The 25,216-nt window shown below is 65.1% G+C and carries 19 protein-coding genes; 8 read left to right on the top strand and 11 right to left on the bottom strand.

Features of this window, described 5'->3' with window-relative positions; all coding sequences use genetic code 11:
* A complete protein-coding gene (locus ACCQ15_RS17260) occupies positions 1 to 567 on the top strand; it encodes a DUF924 family protein (protein WP_029820243.1) in 567 nt (188 codons plus the stop codon).
* Positions 568 to 721: 154 nt separating this feature from the next.
* On the opposite strand, the gene ACCQ15_RS17255 is transcribed toward ACCQ15_RS17260, so the two are convergent.
* Both ACCQ15_RS17255 and grxD read right to left on the bottom strand, forming a co-directional pair.
* Positions 722 to 1,591, bottom strand: coding sequence for a hypothetical protein (locus ACCQ15_RS17255; protein ID WP_039418572.1), 870 nt, complete (start codon positions 1,589 to 1,591; stop codon positions 722 to 724).
* 198 nt (positions 1,592 to 1,789) lie between these two features.
* Entirely contained in the window at positions 1,790 to 2,716 is a 927-nt protein-coding gene (gene grxD / locus ACCQ15_RS17250) for a Grx4 family monothiol glutaredoxin (protein ID WP_008573624.1), read from the bottom strand.
* 45 nt (positions 2,717 to 2,761) lie between these two features.
* On the opposite strand from grxD, the gene ACCQ15_RS17245 reads away from it, so the two are divergent.
* Positions 2,762 to 3,553 (top strand): polysaccharide deacetylase family protein, encoded by a 792-nt coding sequence (locus ACCQ15_RS17245; protein ID WP_031424303.1) that lies wholly within the window; start codon positions 2,762 to 2,764, stop codon positions 3,551 to 3,553.
* 146 nt (positions 3,554 to 3,699) lie between these two features.
* Here the strand turns inward: ACCQ15_RS17245 and ACCQ15_RS17240 are convergent, their stop codons facing one another.
* From ACCQ15_RS17240 to ACCQ15_RS17230, 3 genes are all read right to left on the bottom strand, one after another.
* A complete protein-coding gene (locus tag ACCQ15_RS17240) occupies positions 3,700 to 4,371 on the bottom strand; it encodes a methyltransferase (RefSeq protein ID WP_372353916.1) in 672 nt (223 codons plus the stop codon).
* Positions 4,372 to 4,819: 448 nt separating this feature from the next.
* Entirely contained in the window at positions 4,820 to 5,470 is a 651-nt protein-coding gene (locus ACCQ15_RS17235; RefSeq protein ID WP_372380835.1) for an SGNH/GDSL hydrolase family protein, read from the bottom strand.
* A complete protein-coding gene (locus ACCQ15_RS17230; protein WP_218503383.1) occupies positions 5,470 to 6,741 on the bottom strand; it encodes a pyridoxal phosphate-dependent aminotransferase in 1,272 nt (423 codons plus the stop codon). Before ACCQ15_RS17230 ends, ACCQ15_RS17235 begins: the two co-directional genes overlap by 1 nt.
* A 290-nt stretch (positions 6,742 to 7,031) precedes the next feature.
* Here ACCQ15_RS17230 and ACCQ15_RS17225 point away from each other — a divergent pair, with 290 nt between their 5' ends.
* From ACCQ15_RS17225 to ACCQ15_RS17205, 5 genes are all read left to right on the top strand, one after another.
* Positions 7,032 to 9,209, top strand: a complete 2,178-nt coding sequence (locus ACCQ15_RS17225; protein WP_372380834.1) for a type I secretion system permease/ATPase — start codon at positions 7,032 to 7,034, stop codon at positions 9,207 to 9,209.
* 48 nt (positions 9,210 to 9,257) lie between these two features.
* Positions 9,258 to 10,360, top strand: a protein-coding gene (locus ACCQ15_RS17220) for an IS3 family transposase (protein ID WP_372380833.1) whose coding sequence is annotated in 2 segments (ribosomal slippage) — positions 9,258 to 9,504 and positions 9,504 to 10,360 — 1,104 coding nt in all. Because the reading frame shifts where the segments join, the coding sequence is not laid out codon by codon here.
* A 75-nt stretch (positions 10,361 to 10,435) separates the two neighbouring features.
* Entirely contained in the window at positions 10,436 to 11,527 is a 1,092-nt protein-coding gene (gene rsgA, locus ACCQ15_RS17215; RefSeq protein ID WP_372380832.1) for a ribosome small subunit-dependent GTPase A, read from the top strand.
* Complete coding sequence (locus tag ACCQ15_RS17210) at positions 11,527 to 12,789, top strand: flavohemoglobin expression-modulating QEGLA motif protein (protein WP_109291003.1); 1,263 nt, start codon at positions 11,527 to 11,529, stop codon at positions 12,787 to 12,789. The genes rsgA and ACCQ15_RS17210 overlap by 1 nt, the downstream gene beginning before the upstream one ends.
* Before the next feature lie 291 nt (positions 12,790 to 13,080).
* Positions 13,081 to 13,761 carry a type 1 glutamine amidotransferase domain-containing protein gene (locus ACCQ15_RS17205; protein WP_011348546.1) on the top strand — a complete coding sequence of 227 codons (681 nt, stop codon included), beginning with the start codon at positions 13,081 to 13,083 and terminating at the stop codon, positions 13,759 to 13,761.
* Between the two features lie 185 nt (positions 13,762 to 13,946).
* On the opposite strand, the gene ACCQ15_RS17200 is transcribed toward ACCQ15_RS17205, so the two are convergent.
* Both ACCQ15_RS17200 and ACCQ15_RS17195 read right to left on the bottom strand, forming a co-directional pair.
* Positions 13,947 to 15,866, bottom strand: a complete 1,920-nt coding sequence (locus ACCQ15_RS17200; RefSeq protein WP_218560512.1) for an alpha-amylase family protein — start codon at positions 15,864 to 15,866, stop codon at positions 13,947 to 13,949.
* A gap of 34 nt (positions 15,867 to 15,900) precedes the next feature.
* A complete protein-coding gene (locus tag ACCQ15_RS17195; RefSeq protein WP_162998394.1) occupies positions 15,901 to 18,357 on the bottom strand; it encodes a TonB-dependent receptor in 2,457 nt (818 codons plus the stop codon).
* A 266-nt stretch (positions 18,358 to 18,623) separates the two neighbouring features.
* Here ACCQ15_RS17195 and ACCQ15_RS17190 point away from each other — a divergent pair, with 266 nt between their 5' ends.
* Positions 18,624 to 19,949, top strand: a complete 1,326-nt coding sequence (locus ACCQ15_RS17190; RefSeq protein ID WP_372380831.1) for an MFS transporter — start codon at positions 18,624 to 18,626, stop codon at positions 19,947 to 19,949.
* A 194-nt stretch (positions 19,950 to 20,143) separates the two neighbouring features.
* Here ACCQ15_RS17190 and ACCQ15_RS17185 read toward each other — a convergent pair whose 3' ends face one another.
* From ACCQ15_RS17185 to ACCQ15_RS17170, 4 genes are all read right to left on the bottom strand, one after another.
* The gene (locus ACCQ15_RS17185) at positions 20,144 to 21,175 is read right to left on the bottom strand and encodes a LacI family DNA-binding transcriptional regulator (protein ID WP_008573641.1); all 1,032 of its coding nucleotides are present in this window, start codon (positions 21,173 to 21,175) and stop codon (positions 20,144 to 20,146) included.
* Between the two features lie 246 nt (positions 21,176 to 21,421).
* The gene (gene phbB, locus ACCQ15_RS17180) at positions 21,422 to 22,162 is read right to left on the bottom strand and encodes an acetoacetyl-CoA reductase (protein ID WP_372380830.1); all 741 of its coding nucleotides are present in this window, start codon (positions 22,160 to 22,162) and stop codon (positions 21,422 to 21,424) included.
* Positions 22,163 to 22,280: 118 nt separating this feature from the next.
* Positions 22,281 to 23,609 carry a CitMHS family transporter gene (locus ACCQ15_RS17175; protein WP_005912056.1) on the bottom strand — a complete coding sequence of 443 codons (1,329 nt, stop codon included), beginning with the start codon at positions 23,607 to 23,609 and terminating at the stop codon, positions 22,281 to 22,283.
* Between the two features lie 226 nt (positions 23,610 to 23,835).
* Positions 23,836 to 25,029: an OprO/OprP family phosphate-selective porin gene (locus ACCQ15_RS17170; protein WP_122272355.1), complete on the bottom strand. Its 1,194-nt coding sequence runs from the start codon at positions 25,027 to 25,029 to the stop codon at positions 23,836 to 23,838.
* Between the last annotated feature and the right edge of the window lie 187 nt (positions 25,030 to 25,216).

The following is a 25,216-nucleotide window of genomic DNA, read 5'->3' as shown; positions in this document are numbered from 1 at the left end:
GTGCCGATGATTGCCAAAACAGAGCGCAACAAGCAGGCCGATGTGGTGTTGGCTTTCTGGGAGCTTGCCGGCGCGGCGCGCTGGTTCACGCACAACGACGCCTTCGATGCCAATTTTCGCCAACACTTCAGCGAGCAGCATTTTGCCGCCGCACGGGGTGAGTACGCGCAGTGGATGGCACGCGCCGAAGATGCACTGGCCTTGCTGATCCTGCTGGATCAATTTCCACGCAATGCGTTTCGCGGCAGTGCGCATGCCTATGCCACCGATGGCCTGGCACTGCGGTACGCCAAACAGGCGCTCGCCAGCGGCTTCGATCAACAGGTGTCGGCGCAACTGCGTCTGTTTTTCTATCTGCCCTTCGAGCATGCCGAACACGCCGATGAGCAGGCGCGCGCGGTGCAGCTGATCACTGCACTGGGCGATGCACAGACCACCCACTGGGCGCTGGAGCATCAGCGCATCATTGAGCGCTTTGGCCGGTTCCCGCACCGCAATGCGGTGCTGGGACGTGAGACCACGGCAGAAGAGCAGCAGTTTCTGGATGAGGGTGGATTTGCCGGTTGAAGACCTGCATCGGCGATCTGCATGCCGATGATCGAGGTCTGCCGTGCAGCGTGGGTAACGACGCTGCTGCAGCCGGGCACGGGTGGGCATCGCAACGCAGAAGATGCCGCCCTGCGCATGCCGCACCGGGCAGCGTGCAAGCAGTCAACACCGATCAGCAGCCGCCCGGCAATGCTTCCGACCGCCAGCTGGCGCCTTCGCCGAGCAGCAGAGAAAACCCGTAACTTTCGTAGCCGCTTTCGGCCAGCACGAAATCGAGCGTGCCGTTGCCGTCGATATCCCCGAACTGCAGCAGATGCGTGCGCAGCGGCAGGTCTTCGCAATCGTCGCAGCCGCTGGCAGCGTGACCCTTGCGGAACTGCCAACGGCTGCCGTCATGCTCGAAGATCGCAAGGACGACGAGCACGCCGGTGGGGTTGTCCGGGTTGCCGGTCTCGATGGGATGGTTGGAGGTCAGGATCGCCACGCGTCGCTGCGGTTGCTGCGTATCGGTGACGATCTGCAGCGCCGCCAGATCCTGCGCGCGATCGGCATCGAACGCGGCCAGCGCCTGCGCCAGGGCTGCCGGCTTGACGCGCTTGCGCAGCGGCGCGGTGTTGTTGACCTGTGCAAACAGCTCGGCCTGTTCGCTGGCGGTGGCTGCGCGGCCGGCAAAGCGCTTGCCGGGATTCACATCCACGGTCGACAGCAGCGGCGAGTCGGACAGCGTGGGGTTGCCCTTGATGCGCAGCTTCGCGGTGCCGCCGCACATGCTGTTGTCGTCTACCGTCAGTGCCGCAAGCCGCACGTTGCCGGTGGAAACGCCTGCGTTGAAGACCCGCAACGGCTGGCCCAGCAGCGCCTCGGGCAGGGTCGATTCCCTGGCGATACCCTCGCCGAGCCAGACCGGGATGTATTCCAGCGGATCGTCGGTCGGCTGGTTGTCGTAGGTCTGGACCAGTAGCACCGCGCGCGACGGTTCGGCGGCGTGGGTGGCCAACGGCAGCAGCGCGGCCAGGGCGACAGAGAGCAGGCGGGTATGCATTGCAGCGATGTCCTTGTGCAGGGTGATCCATGAAAAAACGGGCGCTCCAGGGAGCGCCCGTTTCGGTCTGAGGTGCGCCGGCCTAGGTTGCCTCTTGGCGAACCGCGGTCACGCGGTTGTCGCAAGCGCAGCAGTCTACCCAGGACGCATGACCGGCGAGCGGCAGCCGCAACCGTGCGACGACCGCCGATGTGTTGCTCAGTATTTCGCCACGCCGTTGTCCACCTCGTCCGACCACGCATCGATGCCGCCGGTGACGTTGTAGACATTGGTGAAGCCCAGCCCACGGAAATGTTCGGCGGCCTGAAGGCTGCGGCCGCCGCGGTGGCACAGGAACGCCAGCGGGGTGTCCTTGGGCAACTGTTCGATGGCGGCGCGCTCGTGCGCATCCAGCGTGCGGAACGGTGCGGCCACCGTGGCCAGTGCGCGCTCGTCGGCCGGGCGCACGTCCACCAGGGTCAGGCTGCCGGCCTTGAGACGGTCGTCGGCATCGCGCACCGACAGCTCCTGCACCGGCTTGGGCGCATTGGGGTTATCGATGGCCAGGCCACGGCCGCGGATGTCGTCGACCCAGTCGATGGTGATGCCGTCGGCACGACGCGCGCTGGCCAGGTCGAACTGCACGCGCAGCCCGTTGGATTCAGCCGCAATGGCGTTCGGGTTGGTCGGCGCCAGCTGGAAATTGGGCTGGAAATTGGCATCGATGGCCAGCGTCAGCGAGGCATCCGGCGCATCGGCCAGCGCACTTTTGAGCATCTCGACCGCGGCGGGGGTGATGGTGATCTTGGGCGGGCTGCGGTCGGGCGCCTGCAGGCCGAGCATGCTGCTCAGCTCTCCGCTGTCGGCCATCTGCACGATGATGTCGCTGCCGCCGATCAGCTCGCCGTCCACGTACAGCTGCGGGATGGTCGGCCAGTCGCCATAGGCCTTGATGCCCTCGCGGATTTCCTGGTCGGCCAGCACGTTGACGTGGGCATAGTCGATGCCCAGACCGTCCAGCACGCCGACCGCCTTGGCCGAAAAACCGCACTGCGGCATGCCGGGCTGGCCTTTCATGAAGAGCACCACGCGGCTGGATTGCAGCAGCGTATCGATACGGGAACGCAGGGCGGGATCGAGAGACATGGCAGCACTTGGGTGGCAGCGTGGAGACCGGGCATTCTACGCCGCATGGCATCATTGGGCATGACCACGCCGGAAACGCTGTATCGCACCCCTTCGCGCCCCTACCGCTGGGTGGGCCTGTTGGCCCTCTCGCAGGCAGCGGTGGCACTGCTGTGGTGGCATCTGGGCTGGGCCTGGGGGCTGCCTGCGCTGCTGCTGTCGCACGCGCTGTTCGTGGTGCCGGTGTTCCTGCCGCGCGCGCGGCTGTATGCGCCGGTGCTGGCGCGGTTACCCGGTCGCGCGCCGCATGTCTGGCTGACCATCGACGATGGCCCGTCCGACGACACCCCAGCCATCCTCGACCTGCTGGATGCTTACGACGCCAAGGCAACGTTCTTCCTGGTCGGCGCGCGTGCCGAGCAGCGGCCCGAGCTGGTGCGCGACATGGTGCGGCGCGGGCATGGCATCGGCAACCACAGCCACACCCATCCGCAAGCCTGGTTCTGGGCGCTGGGGCCGCGCCGGATGGCGCAGGAAATCGGCCAGGCGCAGCGCGTGCTGGCGTGCATTACCGGCCAGGCGCCACGGCTGTACCGCTCGGTGGTCGGCATGACCAACCCCTTCGTCGCCTCGCCGCTGCGCGCGCACGGGCTGACCCGGGTGGCCTGGAGCGCGCGCGGCTTCGACGGCGTGCAATGCGAGCCGGACACCACCGTCGCCCGCATCGTGCGCGATCTGCAACCCGGCGCCATCGTGCTGCTGCATGAAGGCGCTGCGCACGGCCACAACCTCACCATCCTGCGCGGCGTGCTGGAGGCGATGCAGGCGCGCGGGTTGGTGGGGCGGCGGCCGGATTAAGCGCGACGGACAAAACAATTGCAGTCGCCGCCTGGCGGGCGCTGCCGGTGTTGGCGCGGCATGCGCCGCCCAGACATGACAGTTCCTTCCCCGCTTCGACGTCTGGTCGACGATTGCTCGCAACGTGTGCCCGTCGCCTGCCGCGCTCAGCGTGGCTCTGCAACGATCAGCCAGTTGTTGAAGGGCGTGTTGCCATACAGCGGCGCAAACGTGGCGCGCAGGCCGGCCGCGTCCAGGTGCGCCTGCAGGCTCTCGCGCGTGGGATAGCTGCGCGGCATCCGCTGCATCCAGCCGCTCAGGTGCGCCAGGACGTCGGTGACACGGCTGGTGCGGCCACGGCTGCTGGCATCGCTCAGCGCGCTCCGAATCACCAGCTTCGCGCCGGGCGTGAGCATCTGCGCCACGCTGCGCAGCAGACTGGCCTGCATGTCCGCTTGCAGATACTGCAGCACATCCAGGATGGTGACGCTGCCCCGATGCTGCGGCCATGCCACGCTCAGATCGACCACTTCGAACTTGGTAGCGCCCAGGTTCGAGCGCTGCGCGATGTGCTGTGCGCGGCGAATCTTGGACGCATCCACATCCACGCCGTGATAGGCCAAGGCCTGGCCATCGGCGCGCAGTGCATGGGCCAGCAGGCCGAGCCCGCAGCCCAGATCCAGCACCGGCGCCGTGGTCGTGCGCAGCTCGGCCAGCACGCCCGGATACAGCGGGTCGGTGCGCAGCTTGGCTTGCGTGTAGTAGTAGTCGTAGCGGTTGCCCAGCGGATGCGCCGGCAGAAATGCGCGTGCAATCGTCAACGCCTGCGCGCGGCTCATCGGTTGGGTGGCGGTGGTGTGCAATGTCGTTCCTTGGCAATCAGGCGTGCTGCGCGGCTAGCTTAGGGCCTGCCGGGCTGGTTGGGGTAGGGCGGGTTGGCAGTTTGCGATGCGTGCCCACGGATGCATCGGTGGCTGGTATTCGACGTGCGCGGATCGAAAGGCCTGGCTGCAACGCCTGTTGCTACCGCATCGACGTAAAGAGGGCTGGCAGGGATCGCGTGCGACATCTCGCGCTGTGGAGGCACGTGCAAACCCAAGCGCGCACAACCGCGGCAGAGAAGCGCAGCAAAACGCTGTGACTTGGTGCCTTGCCAAGATGTTGCGCGCAGCCAGCAGATGGGCTTGGGCCGCATGCAAGAACTGCAGCGTACGGTTGGTGAATCCTGATTCCGGGCGCCGGCCGCAGCTACCTGGCAGCAGCCCGGTCTGTGTTGCCCAGCTACGCTTAGACGATCGTGTCCAACGACCCAGTTGCGCCCAACGCATCGCGCGCTGCCGGTAGCGCCAGTGCCGTCCAACGCGCATACATTGCGCCGGAAGGATGCAAACCGTCGTCCACCAGCATGTCCACCGCATGGCCGCCATCGCGGCTGGTGGCCGTGATGTCGACAAAGCGCACCGCATGTGCACTGCAGCGGTCGGCAGCGATTGCATTGAACGCGTCGATCTGCGCACCGATCAACGCGGCATCGCCACTGCGCGCGCGCGCAAACGGGGTCAGGCCCCAATCGGGAATCGACAGCACGAACACGCGTGCCGGGTGGCCGTTCGCGCATGCAATTGCACGCAGCAGCAGGGCGTCGAACTGCTGGCGGTACTCGTCCAATGGGCGCCCGCGATACTGATTGTTGACGCCAATCAACAAGCTCACCAGGTCGAACGGACCCTGCGGGGCTGCCGCGTCGATCCCGGCCTGCAATTCGTCGGTGGTCCAGCCGGTGGTGGCGATGATCTGCGGCGGCGCCACGTTCCAACCGTATGCACGTAAGCCATCGACCAGTTGCGAAGGCCAACGCTGGTCAGGCGCAACGCCTTCGCCGATGGTGTACGAATCGCCGAGCGCCAGATAGCGCAGCGGCGCGCCAGGCGCAGTCATCAGGCCACGCTGCGTGGCTTGAGTGGAACCACCTTGGTGACCGCTTCGGCGCGGCGTGCCAATGCACGGTCGATGCGGGCGAACACATCGCGCATCACACCGGCTTCCGGCATCAGGGTCACGCGGAAATGGTGGCGATACGGCACGTTGAAGCTGGAGCCGGGAACCACCAGCACGCCTTCTTCGTTCATCAGATCGAGTGCGAACGCATGATCGTCGAAATTGCGCGCGGCCGCACCGACCACCGCCGGGAAGGCGTACAGCGCACCGGCCGGCGCCACCAGCGACAGGTGCTCGCTGGCCGCGCAGGCCTCGATCACCGCACGGCGGGTTTCGTACAGGCGGCCACCGGGCGCGCACAACGCGGAAATGGTGTCCGGCCCATTGACCGCCGCATCGATGGCGTACTGGCCCGGTACGTTGGCGCACAGGCGCAGCGCGCCGAGCAGGTCCATCGCGTTGCGCAGATCGTTGATGCGCGATTGCTCGCCCGACAGCAGCGCCCAGCCCACCCGCCAGCCGCAGGCGCGGTGCACCTTGCTCAGCCCGCTGAAGGTGATGCACGGGTGCGCACCGGCCAGCGGCGCCACCGGCACGAAGGCCGCGTCGTCGTACAGCACTTGGTCGTAGATTTCGTCGACCATCAGCAGCAGGTTGTGCTTGGTGGCGATCGCCACGATGCGCTCCAGCAACTCGCGCGAATAGCTCGCACCGCTGGGGTTGTTGGGATTGATCAACACGATGGCGCGGGTGCGCGAGGACACCAGCGTTTCGATCTCCACCGGGTCCGGCTGGAAGCCATTCTCCGGCGCGCAGCGGTAATACACCGGGCGGCCGTCATTGAGGATGGTCGCCGCCGACCACAGCGGGTAGTCGGGCGAGGGCACCAGCACTTCATCGCCGGGGTTGAGCAGGGCGCGCAGCGACAGGTCGATCAGCTCGCTGACCCCGTTACCGACAAAGATACGGTCCGGATGCGCATCGGGGTGCTGGCGTCGCGAATACGCCTTGGCGATCGCCTCGCGCGCTTCCGGCAGGCCCTGCTGATGGGTGTAGGGATCGGTGCGGCCCATGTCGTCGGCGATGGCGCGCTGCAGATGCTCCGGCGCGCGGAACCCGAATGCACCCGGGTTGCCGATATTGAGCTTGATCAGCTTGCGTCCCTGCGCCTCCAACTCCCGCGCTCGTCGCGCCAGCTCGCCCCGGATCTCGTAGCGGACTTCGGACAGACGCTCGCGGATGGCGAGCGGCTTTTGCGGGGCAGTGGACATGCGACGGGCCGGTGGTAGGCGTGAGGCTTGGCATGGTAGCGGAAATATGACAGGCGGGCATGCTTGCATCGGCAACGATGTCAAGAGGCGTCACCCTCCGGCTTACTATTAGTAGGTATGGCTATTGGGGAATGGCACGAGCGGACATCAGTGAGTGCGTCTCAGCCTGAGAGACGCCTGATTGAGAAAATAGATCGACAGCGAGGGGGGGCTGATTGACAGCTTCTTAACATCTCCGGATTCTATTCCATCACTCGAGTCCGGCTTGGGCTCTACAGCAAGGAACGCGTATGTCAGGGGGAAGTGCGTCGCTCTCGTTGGTCGAGGGCGGCTCGTCGGTGCAAGACCGACCGGATTTGGGGCTGCAGGGACTTGTCCTTCTTGCGCAATTTCATGGCGTTGCCGCCGATGCGACGCAGCTTGCGCACGGCTTTGGCCGTGGGGGCGAGCCATTCGACGAAACCGCGCTGCTGCTGGCTGCCAAGCAATTGGGGCTGAAAGCCAAGGTCGTCGCCCAACCGGCGGCGCGGATCGGCATGGCCGCGTTACCGGCGCTGGCCCTGGTGCCGGATGGTGATGCCTTTATCGTCGCAAAGGTGGGTGCGGACCAGATCCTGGTCCACGATCTGGTCGAAAAGCGGCCACGCTCCATCTCTCCCGCCGAGTTCGAAGCACGTTACCAGGGGCGGTTGCTGCAGGTGGCCTCGCGGGCTTCGGTGCTCGGCGACCTGGCCAAGTTCGACTTCAGCTGGTTCATTCCTGCGGTGGTGAAGTACCGCAAGTTGATGATCGAGGTCTTTATCGTCTCGTTCTTCATCCAGCTGTTCGCGCTGATCACGCCACTGTTCTATCAGGTGGTGATGGACAAGGTGCTGGTGCACAACGGCCTGACCACGCTGGACGTGATCGCGATCGGGCTGGTCTCGATGGCGGTGTTCGACGTGCTGCTGTCCGGATTGCGCACCTACGTCTTCGCCCACACCACCAGCAAGATCGATGTGGAGCTGGGTGCGCGGCTGTTCCGGCATGTGTTGTCGCTGCCGCTGGCGTATTTTGAATCGCGGCGGGTCGGCGACACCATCGCGCGCGTCCGCGAGCTGGAGAACATCCGCAACTTCCTGACCGGACAGGCGCTGACCTCGGTGCTGGACCTATTCTTTACGGTGGTCTTTCTGTCGGTGATGTTCTGGTACAGCGGTTGGCTGACCTTGATCGTGGTGCTGTCGCTGCCGTTGTACGCGACCATCTCGGGCCTGGTCACCCCGGTGCTGCGCAAACGCCTGAACGACAAGTTCGCGCGCGGCGCCGACAACCAATCCTTCCTGGTGGAGACGGTCAGCGGCATCGGCACGGTCAAGGCGATGGCGGTGGATCCGCGCGTGACCCGCACCTGGGACAACCAGCTGGCCGGCTATGTCAGCGCCGGGTTCAACGTCACCCGCATCGCCACGCTGGGCCAGCAAGGCGTGCAACTGGTGCAGAAGCTCACCGCCGTGGCGGTGCTGTTCTGGGGCGCCAAGCTGGTGATGGAAGGCAAGCTGTCGATTGGCCAGCTGATCGCCTTCAACATGTTGTCCGGCCAGGTCACCGCGCCGATCATTCGGCTGGCTCAGTTGTGGCAGGACTTCCAGCAGGTCGGTATCTCGGTCGAGCGGTTGGGCGACATCCTCAATACCCGCACCGAGTTGCCGGGCAGTCGCCTGGCATTGCCGCCGATTCGCGGGCAGGTGACGTTCGAGCGGGTCACGTTCCGCTATCGGCCGGATGCGCCCGAGGTGCTCAACGGGATCGAGCTGGATATCCGCCCAGGCGAAATCATCGGCATCGTCGGCCGTTCCGGCTCCGGCAAGAGCACGCTGACCAAGCTGGTGCAGCGGCTCTACACGCCCGAGCGCGGGCGGGTGCTGATCGATGGCCAAGACCTGGCGCTGGCCGATCCGGCCTGGTTGCGTCGTCAGTTGGGCGTGGTGCTGCAGGAAAACTTCCTGTTCAACCGCAGCGTGCGCGAGAACATCGCGTTGACCGATCCCGGCATGCCGCTGGAGCGGGTGATCCATGCGGCCAAGCTGGCAGGTGCCCACGACTTCATTCTGGAACTGCCGGAAGGCTACGACACCAAGGTTGGCGAGCACGGCACCGGCCTGTCCGGTGGGCAGCGGCAGCGCATTGCGATCGCGCGCGCACTGATCGGCGATCCGCGCATTCTGATTCTCGACGAAGCCACCAGCGCCCTGGATTACGAATCGGAACACGCGGTGATGAGCAATATGCGCGCGATCTGCAAGGGACGCACCGTGCTGATCATCGCGCACCGCCTTTCTACCGTGCGGCAGGCCAATCGCATTGTCGTGGTGGAGAAGGGACGCATCGTCGAGAGCGGCTCGCATGCCGAGCTGGTCGACCGCCCGGAAGGCCAATACGCACATCTGTACAGACTGCAACAGGGGACGACGTCCCCCCAATTTTGAGTAGCACCTCAGTTTGGAGTCCAATTCCCTAACTCGAGGAGATTGGACGTGAAGAAGCGTTTTTCTGAAGAACAGATCATCGGCTTCCTGCGCGAAGCTGATGCCGGTGTGGCGATCAAGGACCTGTGCCGGCGGCATGGCTTCAGCGAGGCTTCCTATTATCTGTGGCGCAGCAAGTTCGGCGGGATGAGCGTGCCCGATGCCAAGCGGCTCAAGGACCTTGAGTCCGAGAACGCGCGGCTGAAGAAGTTGCTGGCCGAGCAGCTGTTCGAGAACGACCTGATCAAGGATGCACAGCGAAAAAAGTGGTGAGCGCACCGGCGCGTCGCATGCTGGTGCGCGAGTGGATCGGGCGTGGTGCCAGCGAGCGTCGTGCGTTGGCAGTGATCGGCATGAGCGCCAGTGCGCTGCGATATTGCCCGCGCGAAGATCGCAACGTCGAACTGCGCGAACGCATCTGTGCGTTGGCGCATCGCCATCGCCGTTATGGTGTGGGGATGATCTATCTCAAATTACGACAGGAAGGACGCATCGTGAACTACAAGCGTGTGGAGCGGTTGTACCGCGAGCAGCAGCTGCAGGTCCGGCGCCGCAAGCGCAAAAAGGTGCTGATAGGAGAGCGTCAGCCGCTGCTGCGGCCATCGCAGGCCAATCAGGTGTGGTCGATGGATTTCGTGTTCGACCGCAGCGCCGAAGGCCGAGTGATCAAGTGTCTGGTGATCGTGGACGATGCAACCCACGAAGCGATCGCCATCGAGGTGGAGCGCGCAATCTCGGGCCATGGCGTGACACGCGTGCTGGATCGGCTGGCGCACAGTCGCGGCTTGCCACAGGTGATCCGCACAGATAACGGCAAGGAGTTTTGCGGCAAAGCGATGGTGGCCTGGGCACATGCGCGTGGCGTGCAGTTACGGCTGATCCAGCCTGGCAAGCCAAACCAGAACGCCTACGTCGAATCGTTCAACGGCCGGCTGCGCGACGAATGCCTCAACGAGCACTGGTTCCCAACCCTGCTGCATGCGCGTACCGAGATCGAACGCTGGCGACGCGAATACAACGAGGAGCGACCCAAGAAGGCCATTGGCGGCATGACGCCATCTGCGTATGCCCAACAGCTGGCCAACACCGATATCATCAACCCCGGACTCTAAACCCGGCCGCTACTCAGAGCGGGGGGACGTCGCGGGTTGGGTAGCACCGCCGAGATTCAGACTAGAATTCCCCCCATGAGCATTGTGTCCCCCGATTACCCCACCCTCCAGTCCATTGGCTGGCCCTGGCCTGGCCCTGCCGAGGATCCGGCCTGGCAGGCGCTCTTTGCCGCGCATCCGCAGGCGCTGCCGGCGCGGGTGGTGGAGCAGCATCGCACCGGTTATGTGGTGGCCGATACGCCGGAGGCCAGCGTCAAGGCCGAGTCGTTGCCGGAGTGGCAGCGGCCGCGCTTTCCCAGCCATGAGCGGGCGGCGGTGGGCGATTGGGTGTTGATGGAGGGCAAGCGCATCGTGGCGTTGCTGCCGCGGCGCACCTCGATCAAGCGGGGGGCGGCCGGCGAGCATTACCACCAGCAGGTGATCGCGGCCAATATCGATACGGTGTTCATCGTGTGTGGGCTGGATGCGGACTTCAATCCACGCCGCATCGAGCGCTATCTGTTGCTGGTGGGCGGCGGCGGTGCGCAGCCGGTGGTGGTGCTGACCAAGGCCGATCAGACCGAATACGCCGAGGATGCGTTGGCGGTGCTGGAAGAGCTGGAGGCGCAGAACATTCCGTTACGCGCGGTCAATGCCAAGGATCCGGACAGCGTGGCCGCGTTGCGGCCGTGGCTGGGCGATGGCCGCACGGCGGTGCTGGTGGGCTCGTCCGGTGCGGGTAAATCGACCCTGACCAATACGCTGCTCGGCACGCAGAAGATGAAGACCAATGCGGTGCGCGAGAACGATTCGCGCGGCCGTCACACCACCACGCATCGCGCGTTGATTCCATTGCCGTCCGGGGCGTGCCTGATCGACACGCCTGGCATGCGCGAGCTCAAGCCGACCGGCGAAGAGGATCTGGCCGAAGGCGGTTTTTCGGACGTGGAGGCCCTGGCGGCGCAGTGCCGCTTCAACGATTGCGCGCATATCGCCGAGCCGGGCTGTGCGGTGCGTGCGGCGATCGACGCAGGCGAGCTGGACCCGGAGCGTGTTGCCAACTACATGAAGCTGCGGGTGGAAGTGGCCAGCGCCGCCGAGAAGCTCGCCACCCGCGTTGCGCAGAACAATCGCGGCAAGGGGTCGGGCAAGCGGCCGGCCAGCGTCGATCGTCCCGGGCGGCGCTGATGCCCTCGCGCAAGGGGCCGCCGGACATCGTCCATCACGCGGCGCTGGATGCGCGCCTGGTCAAGGCCGTGCGCGGTGTGCGCCTGCTGGCCCTGGCCAGCTGGCCGCGCTCGCTGCAGGAGCCGTTTCTCAACAGCGTGGCGCGCGGGCAGCCGGAATTGCCGCAGGTCGAGTATCCATCGCTGGATTTCGGCGACACCCGGCGCGAACTGGCCGCCATCGCCAAGGACGCCGACCCGCATCATCCGCTGGGTGAATACCTCATCGATTCGGCGCATAGCTGGAGTCTTGCAGCAGGTTTGCTGGAGTCGTTGGGCACCCCGGCGGTGAGCGAGTACTCGGCGCAATTGTTCGGCGTGCCGGAGGACCCGATGCCGGGCAACGGGCCGAGCACACGCGAAGCGGCGCAGCATTTCATCCAGATCGCGCAGGAGCTGGATCGCGAACTGATGGCGCCGGAAGAGCAGGTGCCGGTCTCGGCCACCGCCTTGCGCATGCAGTTGCAGAACGATCTGGACGGGTTTTTCGAGGGGCGCGTCATCACTGTCACGCTCGATCCGGATCTGCTCGCCAAGGCGGCGGCCGGCGCGCATCGCATCCGCTTGCGCACCGGTGCCACGTTCAGCGATTACGACCGCGCGCAGCTGTTCCATCACGAAGCGCTGGTGCATTCGCTGACCGCGCTCAACGGGCGCGCGCAGGTGCATCTGCCCAGCCTGGGCATTTCGTCCCCGCGCACGACCGCAACGCAGGAGGGCCTGGCCACGTTTGCCGAGCAGATCACCGGCAGCATCGATATCGAGCGCATGAAGCGCATCAGCCTGCGCATCGAAGCGATTGCGATGGCACGCTCGGGTGCGGATTTCATCGAGGTATTTCGCTATTTCACCGCAGGCGGGCAGAGCGCTGCAGAAAGTTTTTCGTCGGCGCAGCGCGTGTTCCGCGGCGTGCCGACCAGTGGCGGCGGTGCGTTCACCAAGGACACCGTGTATCTGCGTGGTTTGGTCGCGGTGCACACCTTCTTCCGCCATTCCTTGCAGCGCGACCAGCTGCAGCTGTGCCGTTACCTGTTCGCCGGCAAGATGGCATTGGGCGATGTGGCGCGCTTTGCGCCGTTGTTCGATAGCGGCGTGCTGGTCGCGCCACGCTGGCTGCCGCCGTGGGTGAGCCGTGTCAGCGGGCTGGCCGGCATGCTGGCGTTTTCGTTGTTCGCCAACCGCATCCGCATGGATCAGCTGCAGCCGCCGGCAATGAATGTGTGAGGCGAGGCGTTTGCTGCCGTTGCGGCGCATCGCAGCGCCCGACAGTTGCTGACACAGCTGGCGAGACATTGTTGGGTGGGCGCGAATGGCGCGCAAAAGCCGGCATGTAAAAAGACACGTGCGGCGCCCGGAGCACCGGCGGCGCGCCTGTCAACTGCATTGGCTTGTTGGACGCGATCGCAACATTCATGAACACATGCAGCGGGCACCACGCGCTCTACACGAGGCTGCAACGGGCTGAACTGCACACTGGCTGCCTTGCCCAGTTGGGCCATGACACGAGGCAATGCGATGAAAGTTTTGATGGTACTGACGTCCCACGACCAGCTTGGTGACACCGGCAAGAAGACCGGGTTTTGGCTGGAAGAATTTGCCGCGCCGTATTACGTGTTCAAGGATGCAGGCGCGGACATCACCCTTGTCTCGCCCAAGGGTGGCCAGCCGCCGCTGGATCCCAAGAGCGACGAGCCCGACGCACAAACCGACGCCACCAAACGCTTCAAGCAGGACCAGGATGCGCAGAAGGCCCTCGCTAGCACGCACCGTCTGGCCGACATCAAGGCCGAGGACTTCGATGTGCTGTTCTACCCGGGCGGCCACGGCCCGCTCTGGGATCTGGCTGAAGACGCCGATTCCATCGCGCTGATCGAGACCTTTGCCAAGGCCAACAAGCCGCATGGTCTGGTGTGCCACGCACCAGGCGCGCTGCGTCGGGTCAAGGGCAGCGACGGCAAGCCACTGGTCAATGGCCGCCGCGTCACAGGTTTCACCAACAGCGAAGAAGAGGGCGTGGGCCTGACCAAGATCGTGCCGTTCCTGGTCGAAGACGTGCTGACCGAACTCGGCGGCAAGTACGAAAAGGGCGCCGACTGGGGCGTGTACGTGGTCACCGACGGCACCCTGGTCACCGGTCAGAACCCGGCGTCTTCGGAGAAAACCGCAGAAACGCTGCTGGCGCTGGCAAAGCGCTGATTCCTGGCAATTGACGGGTCTTGAAAAAGCCCCGTTCCCGTCGGGGCTCAAGGCATGGCCCGCGCGCTCCTGGTGCGCGGGCCATGCTGCGCTTGCATCAGTAGGTGATTGCGCGGAGCGCGCTTAGGCGAAGATGCGGCTCACCAAACGCGCGGCCAATCACCGCTTACGCCTATCGGGTATGTTCAGCCCTTACGCTGCAACCAACGCACGCCGTAAGGCGGAAGCACGATCGATACATCGTCGCTCATGGCCGCGGCATCAACCGCGTCGTCGATGGCCAGCAGCGTCCATCCATCGACGCCGACCGCCGCAAGCTCCACGTCGAGCGGCTGGTCACTGAAGTTATGCAAGGCGATAAAGCTCTCGCCACGCGTCAACGCGAACACGCGAGCATCGTTCAACGCGATGCTGCCCAGTGCCTGATCCGCCGCCAACGCGGTGAGTGCGGTACGTTGACGGATCAATCCACGCAAACGTCGGTACACCGTGCCACTCAGGCTGTTGGCATCGTGACGCTGCGCGGCAAGCTGCCAATCCATCGCCGGCCGATGCAGCCAACGGCCTTCATGCTGGCGGAGCGGATCGTCGCGATAGCCGGGGTCATTGACCATCGCCAATTCGTCGCCCATGTAGATCAGCGGGACACCCGGCATGGCAAGCGCAATGGCATACAGCAACACCAGCCGGTCCACTGCAACCGCCAACGCCGCCGCATCGCCTGCCTCCTGCGCGGCCTGGATGCCCGTGAGTGCAGCAGCCATGCCATTGGTTCCATGCACGCCGTCGCCGCTGCTCTGGAAACTCTCGCCGCGCGCGTAACTGCCAGGCACCGCGTTGGCATAGAAGCGCACCACATCGCGCAGCGAAAACGGCGGCTGCGCTGCATTGCCGCTGGCTTCGTGCTGCAGCACATTCCAGCCGATATCGTCATGGCAACGCACATAACTCAACCATGCACAGTGGCGCGGCAGCGGTGGGCTGTGCGCGATCACGTTGTGCAGGATGTCGCCGCGTTGCAACGCCAGTGCCGACCAGCCGGCCGCCATCAAGCTGCTGTGATAGGCCAGATGACATTCGTGGCCCTGGTCCGTGCCGCTCCCGAAGTATGGCGGCAGTTGCGTCATCGGCACGATGGCTTCGGCCTTCATCACCACCGCCGGCGCGACGATATCGGTCACCGCGCGCAGAGCCACCAGCAAGGTGTGCGCTTCGGGCTGGTTCATGCAATCGGTGCCGATACGCTTCCACAGATAGGCCGTGGAATCCAGGCGGAATGCTTCCACGCCCAGGTTGGCCAGCCGCAGCATCGCCAGGGCCATGTCGCCGAATACCGCCGGGTTGCTCCAGTTCAAATCCCATTGATACGGATAGAATGTGGTCCACATCCACTGCGCGGTGTCGTCCACCCAGGTGAAGTTGCCAGGCGCTGTGTGCGGAAACACCTGCCCCAGCGTGGCTTCGTACCGGTCGGGCAGGCTGCGGTCGGCAAAGTGGTGGTAGTAATCCAGATAACGTGCATCGCCGGCGCGGGCCGCCTGTGCCCAGGCGTGATCGTCGGCGGTGTGATTGAGCACGAAGTCCGCGCACAGGCTGATGCCCGCTTCGCGCAGGCGGGTGGTGAGTGCGATCAAGTCGTCGTTGGTGCCCAGGCTGGGTTCCACCTGGCCGTAGTCGCTGACCGCAAAGCCGCCGTCGTTGTCGCCAGCGCGTGCGCGCAGGAACGGCAGCAGATGCAGGTAGCGCACGCCCAGTTCCTGCAGATACGGCACGCGCTCGGCCACGCCCTGCAGCGTGCCGGCAAAGCGGTCTGCGTAGGCGCTGTAGCCGAGCATGTGCTGTTCGCCGAACCAACCGGCGTGCCGGGTGCTGTCGAGCGCTTGCAAGGCTTGCGGGCGTTGCCGGGCGATCGTGCCTACCTCGCCCAGCCACTGCGCCAGCCACGATGCATAGTCGGCACGCTGGCCGTAGAGCGCGTGCAAGGCATCCAGCAAACGCGACGCGTGCTGGTCGTAGCGCGACAACAGCACGTCGGCGCGTTGCGGGTCCAGCGGCGCGGCGAAGGCCGCGCGCAGTGCGGTGGAATCGATCGGGGAGGTGCTCATCAGAGGCCGCCGGGCAGGGCCCGGCGCGGGGTCCTTAAAAGTCGTAACGCAGGCTGATGCTGGTGGTACGGCCGGCAATCGAGCGCGCGCGGATGATGCCATTGGCCGGAATGGTCGCCTCTTCGGCTTCGGTCAGGCCAAAGGTGTTGAACAGGTTGTTGACGTTGAGCGCCACGGTGAGCGCGTCGGTGACGCGGTAGTCGCCGAACAGGTTCACCTGCGTATAGCCGGGCATCTTCAACTGATTGGCGTCTTGCGTGTAGGCGTCGGTGGTGCCGATCAGGTTCACGCCGAACTGGTAGCTGTCGCCGCGGTAGCTGGGCGTGAGCTGCCACACCACATCGGCCTGGCGACGCGGCACGTTGCCGGTGTTTTCCGGGGTGATCTGATCGCGCGAGATTTCTGCATCGGTCCAGGTCAGGCCGCCATTGAGGGTGAAACCTTGGTAGCGATAGCTGGCTTCCAGTTCCACGCCGTGCGCTTCATAGCTGCGATTGAAGAACCGCTGGCTGGTGATTTCGAAATTCTGCTCCTGGGTCCGTGCAGAGAACGCGGTGGCGAACAGGCTCAGCCCGTCGCGGCGCCACTTCAGGCCGGCTTCGGCCTGGCGCACCACGTTGACGCCTTCCTCGGAAGACACCGAACCGTCGTCGCGCACCACGCCGAACAACAACCGGTCTGCGTTGGCGCGTGCGCCGCGGCTGATGCGCGCAAACGCGCCCAGGTCGTCGGTGATCAGATAGTTGCCGCCCAGCGAGTACGACAGGTAATTCCAGTCGTAGTCCACCGGGCGCGAATTGGCGGTGTCCACCGTGGCCACGCGCTGTTCCACCGTTTGGATCACGCCATCGCCGTTGACATCCAGGTTCTGTGCGATGGCAGTGCCGTTGTAGCTGCCGCGCGCATCGCCCATGTCGTAGCGCAGGCTGCCGTCGACGCTGAACTTGCCGCTGTCGAAGGTGAGCGCAACGTAGGGCGCGTTGACGTCGTAGCGCACGTCGTAGCTGCGGGTGACGCAGCAGTCGCCCCAGAACGGCGTGCCGTAGGCGTACAGGCCGTTCTGCGAGCGTGAGACGCCGGCCGCGTCCACCACGTTGAGCAAGCGCGAGTTGCGGCCCAGGCTCTGCACGTACGAGTTCCAGGTCCAGTCCATGTCGATGGTCTGGCGTGAGCTGTAATAGCCCATGCGCAGGTTCAGCGTGCGCCCGTCGCCGCCGAACTCGCGCGAGACGCTGAGGTCGTTGGTGACGTTGCCCAGGTCGTTGATGGCCACGTTGAACAGGTGGGTGCGAATCGCGTTGCCGGTGTAGGCCTGGCCAGCATTGGGTCCGCCGGCTTCCACCAGTTGCGCACCGGCACCGCCGATGGAAGCGGCCAGCGACGCGGCGTCGGTGACTTCGGCCGGGAACGGGCTGACGAAGCGGCCGCTGTTGTCGGCGACGCGGAACTTCTCGCTCAGGTTCCAGCCATTGCCCAGGTCGAACCAGGCCTCGGCACCGATGGTGCGCGAGATGGGGTGCATGCCGTCGCCCAGATCGGTGCGGCGCGGCTGGTTGTTGCCGTCCAGGCCCACGTCGGTGCGAAAGTTGCGGCTGTACAAGGTGTCGTTGCCGGGATCGAAACCGGGAAAGCCGCCCAGGTCTGGTGAGCCATCGCGGCCGCGCACCGAGGTGGGCACCGGCAGGTAGCCGGCGGCGCGGTCGTTGAGGTATTTGCCGTACAGGCGCACGTAGCCGTTGTCGAACAGGCGGGTGAGGTTGGCCTTGAGCTGGCCACCCTTGTCGGTGGTGTAGCCGGCATCGCGCACGCCATCGCCCTGGCGGAAGAAGCCGCCGATGTTGAACTGCCATTGCTCGGCGAACGGTGCGCCGTAATTGAAGTCGATGCGGGTGTTGTCGTAGTCCAGGCCGCGGCTGACGCCGACACTGCCGCCTGCGGTGTCACCGGTCTTGCTGATGAAGTTGATGATGCCGCCGGGCGCGTTGCTGGTGAAGGTGGACGCCGAACCGCCGCGGATGGCTTCGATGCGGTCCAGGGTGAAATCCGAACGCAGGAAGATGTCCGAGTTGCCGAAGGCGATATCGCCGAACTCCATCACCGGCAGGCCATCTTCCTGCAGTTGCAGGAATTTCGCACCGCCGGAGGCCACTGGCAAACCGCGCACGGCGATATTGGCATTGCCTTCGCCACCGCTGGATTCTGAGCGGATGCCGGGGATATTGCGGAAGATTTCTGCCGTACTGCGCGGCGCCGATTGTTCGATCGCCTCGGCGCCGACGGTACTGACCGAGACGCTGGATTTCAGTTTGGTGGTGGCGGTGGAGGTGCCGGTGACGAACACCGAATCCAGATTGACCGCGGCGCTGTCGGCAGCCGGCGGCGTGGCCGGCGCAGCGGCGGCTGTGTCCTGGGCCAGCGCGGCGGGCGCGCACAGGCAGGAGACGACCGCGCAGGCCAGGGCATGCAGGCGCATGGTGTGCAAGGTGGACATTGCGATTCTCTCTCTCACAGATGGTGGTGTGCCGACGCCTGCATCGTCCCCTCCCAGGGAGTGGCTATGTGGCCTGCAGTGCGAGCGCAGTAATACGCTGTAATACAATCGATTGCAATCTTGCGTCGCAGCATAAATGGCAAGTTGCATCTGATTTATTTCAGATGGGGAAACGTGCTGCGATGCAGCGTTACAATCGATTGCATCAACGGCAGGGTACAGTGCGCTGCGGCCACCGGGAGCCGCACCGATGCCCAGGGCCTTGCATGTCGTCGACCGTTCCTAAGCTCTCCTTCGCGCGCATCCTGGCGCTCAACGCCGGGTTTTTTGGCGTGCAATACAGCTTCGGGCTGCAGCAGAGCAACATGAGCCCGATCTACAATTATCTGGGCGCCGACCACGCCAACCTGCCGTACCTGTGGCTGGCCGGGCCGATCACCGGCCTGGTGCTGCAGCCGTTCGTAGGGGCGTGGAGCGACCGCTCGGTGACGCGGTGGGGCCGGCGCATGCCGTACATGGTGCTAGGCGCGCTGGTGTGCAGCCTGTGCCTGCTGGCGATGCCGTTCAGTACCGCGCTGTGGATGGCGGTATGCCTGCTGTGGGTGCTGGATGCGGCCAACAACGTGGCGATGGAGCCCTACCGTGCGCTGGTGAGCGACGTCCTGGCGCCGCCGCAGCGACCGTTGGGATATCTCACCCAGAGCGCATTTACCGGCCTTGCGCAGACGCTGGCCTACCTCACGCCGCCGTTGCTGGTGTGGATGGGCATGAACCAGGACGCTGCCAACGCACACCACATCCCTTACGTCACCATTGCCGCGTTCGTGATCGGCGCGGGCTTTTCAGCAGGCTCGATCCTGCTCACGGCACGCAGCGTGCGCGAGCCGGCGATCGCGCCGGCAGAGATCGCACGCATCCGCCAGCGCGGCGCCGGGCTGGGTGCGACGGTGCGCGAAATCGGCAGCGCGCTGCGCGAGATGCCGCCCACCATGCGCCAGTTGGCCCCGGTGATGCTGTTTCAGTGGTACGCGATCTTTTGCTACTGGCAATACATCGTGCTGTCGCTGTCGACCACGTTGTTCGGCACCACCGACCCCACCTCGCATGGTTTCCGCGAGGCCGGCCTGGTCAATGGGCAGATCGGCGGGTTCTATAACTTCGTTGCGTTTCTGGCGGCGTTTGCGATGGTGCCGGTGGTGCGTCGCTTCGGTCCCAAGTACACGCATGCGGCCTGCCTGGTCGCCGCCGGTATCGGCATGTGGCTGCTGCCTGGCATCGAAAATCGCTGGCTGATGCTGCTGCCGATGATCGGCATTGGCCTGGCCTGGGCCAGCATGATGGGCAACCCGTATCTGATGCTGGCCGACAGCATCCCGCCCGAGCGCACCGGCGTGTACATGGGCTTGTTCAACCTGTTCATCGTACTGCCGATGCTGATCCAGATCGTCACCTTGCCGCTGTATTACGAGCATGTGCTGCACGGCGACCCGCGCAACGTGGTCCGCCTGGCCGGCGCGCTGATGCTGGCAGCGGCAGCGGCGATGTTGTGCGTACGGAGCCGCAAGCAGGGGACGATCCCGGCAGGGGCATAGCAATGCGGGGCTGACATCGCTGGCTGCCGCAGATGCCAGACGCGAGTGCCTGCCGGGTTGCCTGGGGTGGCGAGTACGGTGGATCGGCTGGCCGCCGGCCCTCATTCGCCCTTCGGGCACCTTCTCCCGCAGGCGGGAGAAGGAAGCGGGTTGCCGGGCTGGTATCTCCCAATCCCGAATCCCGAATCTCCGCCTCACGCCGACTCGCGCACCACCAGCTTCACCGGCATTTCAACCGATTGCACCTGCTCGCCTGCAATCAACGCCAGCAGCCGGTCTACCAACAACCGCGCGGCCAGGCCCAGATCCTGCTGCACGGTGGTCAACGGCGGTTGGCTGTAGGCGGCCAGCGGGATGTCGTCAAAGCCCACCAGCGAGATGTCCTGCGGCACGCGATGGCCGGCCTCGACCAGGGCGCGGATTGCACCCACGGCGATGACATCGGAGGCGGCGAACAGGCCATCGGGCGGGTCGGCTTTCTTGAGCATCGCGCGGGTAAGGCGGTAGGCATCTTCGCTGACGAAATGGCTGCGCGCGTGCAGCCGCGTATCAAATTCCAGCCCGTGTCGCTCCAGCGCGTGGCGATAGCCGGCAAACCGCGGTGCCACCTCGGGCAATTGGTCGTCGCCCAGAAAGGCGATGCGCTGGCGGCCGCTGGCGATGAGATGGTCGGTGGCGAGCACGCCGCCCTGGAAATTGTCGCTGCCCACGCTGATGTACGACTGCCCATCGATGCGGCTGCCCCATACCGCCATCGGCAGGCCGTCACGTGCGGCCGCATCCAGCGCGGCGTGTTCGGAACTTTGCCCCAGCACGATGACGCCGTCGGAGCGGCTGCCGCGCGCGAGTTGTTCCACCCAGCCATCCTGATGCCGGTCCAGTTTGGAGAGCAGCATGCTGTAGCCGCGTCCGGTGAGTTCTTCGGCCAGCAGCGCCAGCATGGTCATCAGGAACGGGTCCGAGAGCGGCTGATCCAGCGCATGCATCATCGGCACTGCCACGCTCACGGTGTTGGAGCGTTTGGCGCGCAGGCTGCGTGCCACCGGGTCGACCTGGTAGCCGGCATCGGCCGCAATCTGCTTGATATAGGCGCGCGTGCGTTCGGCCACGACCGGGCTGCCGGCCAGGGCCCGCGACACGGTGGATTCGGACACGCCCGCCATGCGCGCGATGTCGGCCATCTGCGGACGGGCAGTGAGCGTGGTGCGGTCTGAAGGTTTGGCCATGGCAGCGCGCTGCGGAAAAGCCAGAGTGTAATCAGTTCGCACTAGAGGCGGGTTGTTCGCACGGTGGCGGCTGCTTGCGCGCGCGGGCGCGGCGCACACGCGCACGCGCACGGATCTGCTGGCCTTGTGGGCGCTGCCGCAGATCGGGCGCCGGACGTGCGGGGCAGGTGGGCAGCGAGACATCTAGCGGTGCGCGGCGAGAGCGTGTTGTGCGTACAGCGCAACGGGCCTAGTTTGCGCGCTCGCTCAGCCCATGTAGAGCCCGCCATTCACCGCGTAATCGGCGCCGGTGACATAGGCGGCCTCATCGGAGGCGAGCCAGGCGCACAGTCCGGCAACTTCGGCCGGTTTGCCGAGCCGGCGCACCGGCACCGAGGTGGCCAGGCGATCGAGCACATCCGGCGGAAAGCTGCTGATCGAGGCGCTGGCGATATAGCCGGGCGAGATGGTGTTGACGGTGACCCCGCGCGAGGCGACCTCTTGCGCCAACGCACGGCTGAAACCATGCATCGCCGCCTTGGCGGTGGCGAAATTGATCTGGCCGATCTGCCCCTTGTGCGCGCTGACCGAGCCGATATTGACGATGCGCCCCCAGCCGCGCGAGGTCATGCCATCGACCACCTGCTTGGTGATGTTGAACAACGAATGCAGGTTGCTGGCGATCACCGCATTCCAGTCGTCGCGGCTCATCTGCCGGAACAAGGTGTCGCGGCTGCCGCCGGCATTGTTGACCAGCACATCGATCTCGCCGACTTCGGCCTTGACCTTGGCGAACGCAGCCACGGTGGATTCCCAATCGGCGGCATTGCCTTCGGATGCCACGAAATCGAAGCCCAACTCGCGCTGCTCGCGCAGCCACGACGTCTTGCGCGGCGAATTGGGCCCGCAACCGGCAACCACGGTGTGCCCGCTGCGCGCCAGTTTCTGGCAAATCGCGGTACCGACACTGCCCATGCCACTGGTGACGTATGCGATGCGGAGAGTCATTGGGTGTCACTCCTTCGGAGTTGGGATTCGGGATTGGGGATGACGGGATTCGCAATAGCGGGCAGCGGTATTCGCTTTTGCGAATCCCCAATCCCGAATGCCGAATCCCGGCGCGCGGCTAGCGCGCCAAAGGGAACAGACCAAACAACAACCCGCCGCCCAGCATCAACAGCGAAATCAGCACCGCCCACTTGAGCGTGAAGCGTTGATGGTCGGCGAAGTCGACCTTGGCCAGGCCGACCAGCAGATAGGTCGATGGCACCAGGGGGCTGAGCAGGTGCACCGGCTGGCCGGCGAGCGAGGCGCGGGCCATTTCCACCGGGGTGATGCCGTAATGGCCTGCGGCTTCGGACAGGATCGGCAGCACGCCGAAATAGAAGGCGTCGTTGGACATGAAGAACGTGAACGGCATGCTGACGATCGCCGTGATCACCGCCAGATACGGGCCCCAGCTGTCGGGAATGACGGCCAGAAAACTGCGCGACATCGCTTCGACCATGCCGGTGTTGGACAGGATGCCGGTGAAGATGCCCGCAGCGAAAATCAGCGACACCACCGACAGCACGTTGCCGGCGTGATTGACCAGGCGGCGGCGCTGTTCGGCAAGGTTCGGGTAGTTGATCATCAGCGCCAGCGCAAAGCCGATCATGAACAACACCGGCATCGGCAGCACGCCCACCACCAGCGCGCCCATCAGCGCCAGGGTCAGGATCAGGTTCACCCACAGCAGCTTGGGCCGCTTCATGTCTTCGGTGTCTTCCACGCGCGGCAGGGCGTCGTTGTCTTCGGGGATGCTGGTGTCCAGCCAGTTGCCGTCCGCCGGCAGGCGCACCACGCCCAGGCGGCGACGTTCGCGCATGCCCAGATACCAGGCCAGCGTGAGAATGCCGGCGATCGCCAACACCATGGCCGGCACCAATGGCACGAACACATCGGCCGGATCCACATGCAGCGCGGTAGCGGCACGCGCGGTGGGGCCGCCCCACGGGGTCAGGTTCATCACGCCGCTGGACAGGATGGTGACGCAGGTGAGGTTGAGCGCGTTCATGCCCAGGCGCTGGTACAGCGGCAACATCGCAGAGACGGTGATCATGTAGGTGGTGGAGCCGTCGCCGTCGAGCGAGATCAGCAGCGCCAGGATCGCCGTGCCCATCACGATCTTCAGCGGATCGCCCTTGACCAGGCGCAGGATGCGGCCGACCAGCGGATCGAACAGCCCGGCATCGATCATCACCCCGAAATACAGGATGGCGAACATCAGCATGACGCCGGTGGGCGCGATCTTCTTGATGCCTTCGAGCATCATCTCGTTGATGCCGGTGCCGAAGCCGCCCAACAACGCGAACACGATCGGCACCGTGATCAGAGCTACCAGCGGCGACAACCGCTTGCTCATGATCAGGTACATGAAAGTGATCACCATTCCGAAACCGAGCGCGGTCAGCATGCGGGAGAATCCTTTGAGGCGTACGGCAGGGGGAGAGTGGAGCCCAGCGTTGCGCAAGGTGCGCAGCGCCGACGATGCAGGTATGCGGTTGCTGCTGGACGTACGCGAGCTAGCGCAAGCGCGGCGCTGCGCGCGGACCTGCCGCGGTAGCGGCGCGTTGCGCCGCTATGCGCGAACAGCGTGCGCACGTCGGTGTTTCTGATTGCCGACACGATGCAGTTGCGCATCAGAAGTCGTACTGAAAGCGGCCGGTTACCGCCAGCGTGTGGTCGACCACTGCGTTGGCGATGCGATCGCGGTTGTGGCTATCGATCACGTTGAGCATCACGCGCAGGTTCGGCTTGAAATACCAGTTGCCGCCCAGCGTCCACGACTGCGTGCTGGCGTTGATGAAGTCCGGTTGCCCGTCCAGATGCTGGCCGCCACGCATGTAGTCGTAGCGCAATGCCAGCTCGAACGCACCGGACGGGCGGTTGGGCGTGGCAATGCGGCTGAAGCGGCCGGTCTTTCGGTCGTACCCGCGCGATTCGCCGGTGACGAACCAGCTGACCAGCCCATAGCTGGCCAACACCTTGGCGTGCTGCGCGCCATCGTCGAGCAGGCCACCGCTGAATTCGCTCTGCCACGACCACGGGCCGAGCACTTCGGCATATTCCAGCGACCATTTGTCGAAATCGGTATCGCGGCCATCGGCAAAGCGCGCCAGAGTGATGCGGCTATTGTTGGCCAGATCGTTTTCCGGACGTGGGCGGATCAGCAGCGATGAAGCGCCCCCACTGCCCGGATGCGAATAGCGCTCGTGCGCCAGCGAGACACCCAGGTGGCGCAAGCGCGCCTGGCCCATCTCCGGCGCATAGGTCAGGCGCGTGCCGAGCGCACCGCCCTTGGTCGAAGAATTGTCGATGCTTTCCAGGCTGTAGGCGGACGTTGACCAGGTTGCATCCGGGCGACTGGTCTGCCAGGAAATGGCCTTGCGGTAGATCGGCGCCAGCGTGGTCGAGGCGTAGCCGCGTTCCAGGAATGGGCCGTAGTTGGAGCCGGTGCGATCGTCGAGCGAGAAGTACTGCTTGAATTGGCCAACGGTCAACGTACCGGCCGAGAACTTCCTGGAGATATAGACATCGCGCGCCAGGATGCCGCGGCTGCCCGCCTCGTATTGCAGGCCGGCGAAATCCGCCTCGGCCTTGTAGTTGAAACCGTAGAACTTGCCGGACACGTCCAGCCACACGCGGCGGAACTGGGTGTCGTTGCGCTCGCGTGCACCACGGTCGTCGTTGTCGAACATGGTGAAGTCCCAATGCACGCGCCCGCCCACTTCGGCAGTGACCGGGCCGGCCTCGTCGGCTGCATGTGCCGCCGGTGCCAGGCAGATCGCCGCGCAGGCGCCCAAGGCACGCAAACGCAAGGTGTCGTTGCTCACAGACCCTCCCAGGTACAGGTGTGAATCACGTTTGGCAATGCACCGCACAACCGCCGCGGCGCGTTGGCAGCAGCCTAGTCCGGCGAAGCTGTCATGGACCTGTCGTTTGGGGGCGGGGATTGGGGAGTCGGGATTTGGGATTCGCAAAAGCAGAGTTGCAACAGCGGCGAGCTTTTGTACGCGTGGC

The sequence above is a fragment of the Xanthomonas sp. NCPPB 1754 genome, assembly GCF_041475725.2.
Lineage (GTDB): Bacteria > Pseudomonadota > Gammaproteobacteria > Xanthomonadales > Xanthomonadaceae > Xanthomonas > Xanthomonas euvesicatoria.
Note: the sequence above shows the minus strand (reverse complement) of the source record. Positions and strands in the feature narration are given on the sequence as shown.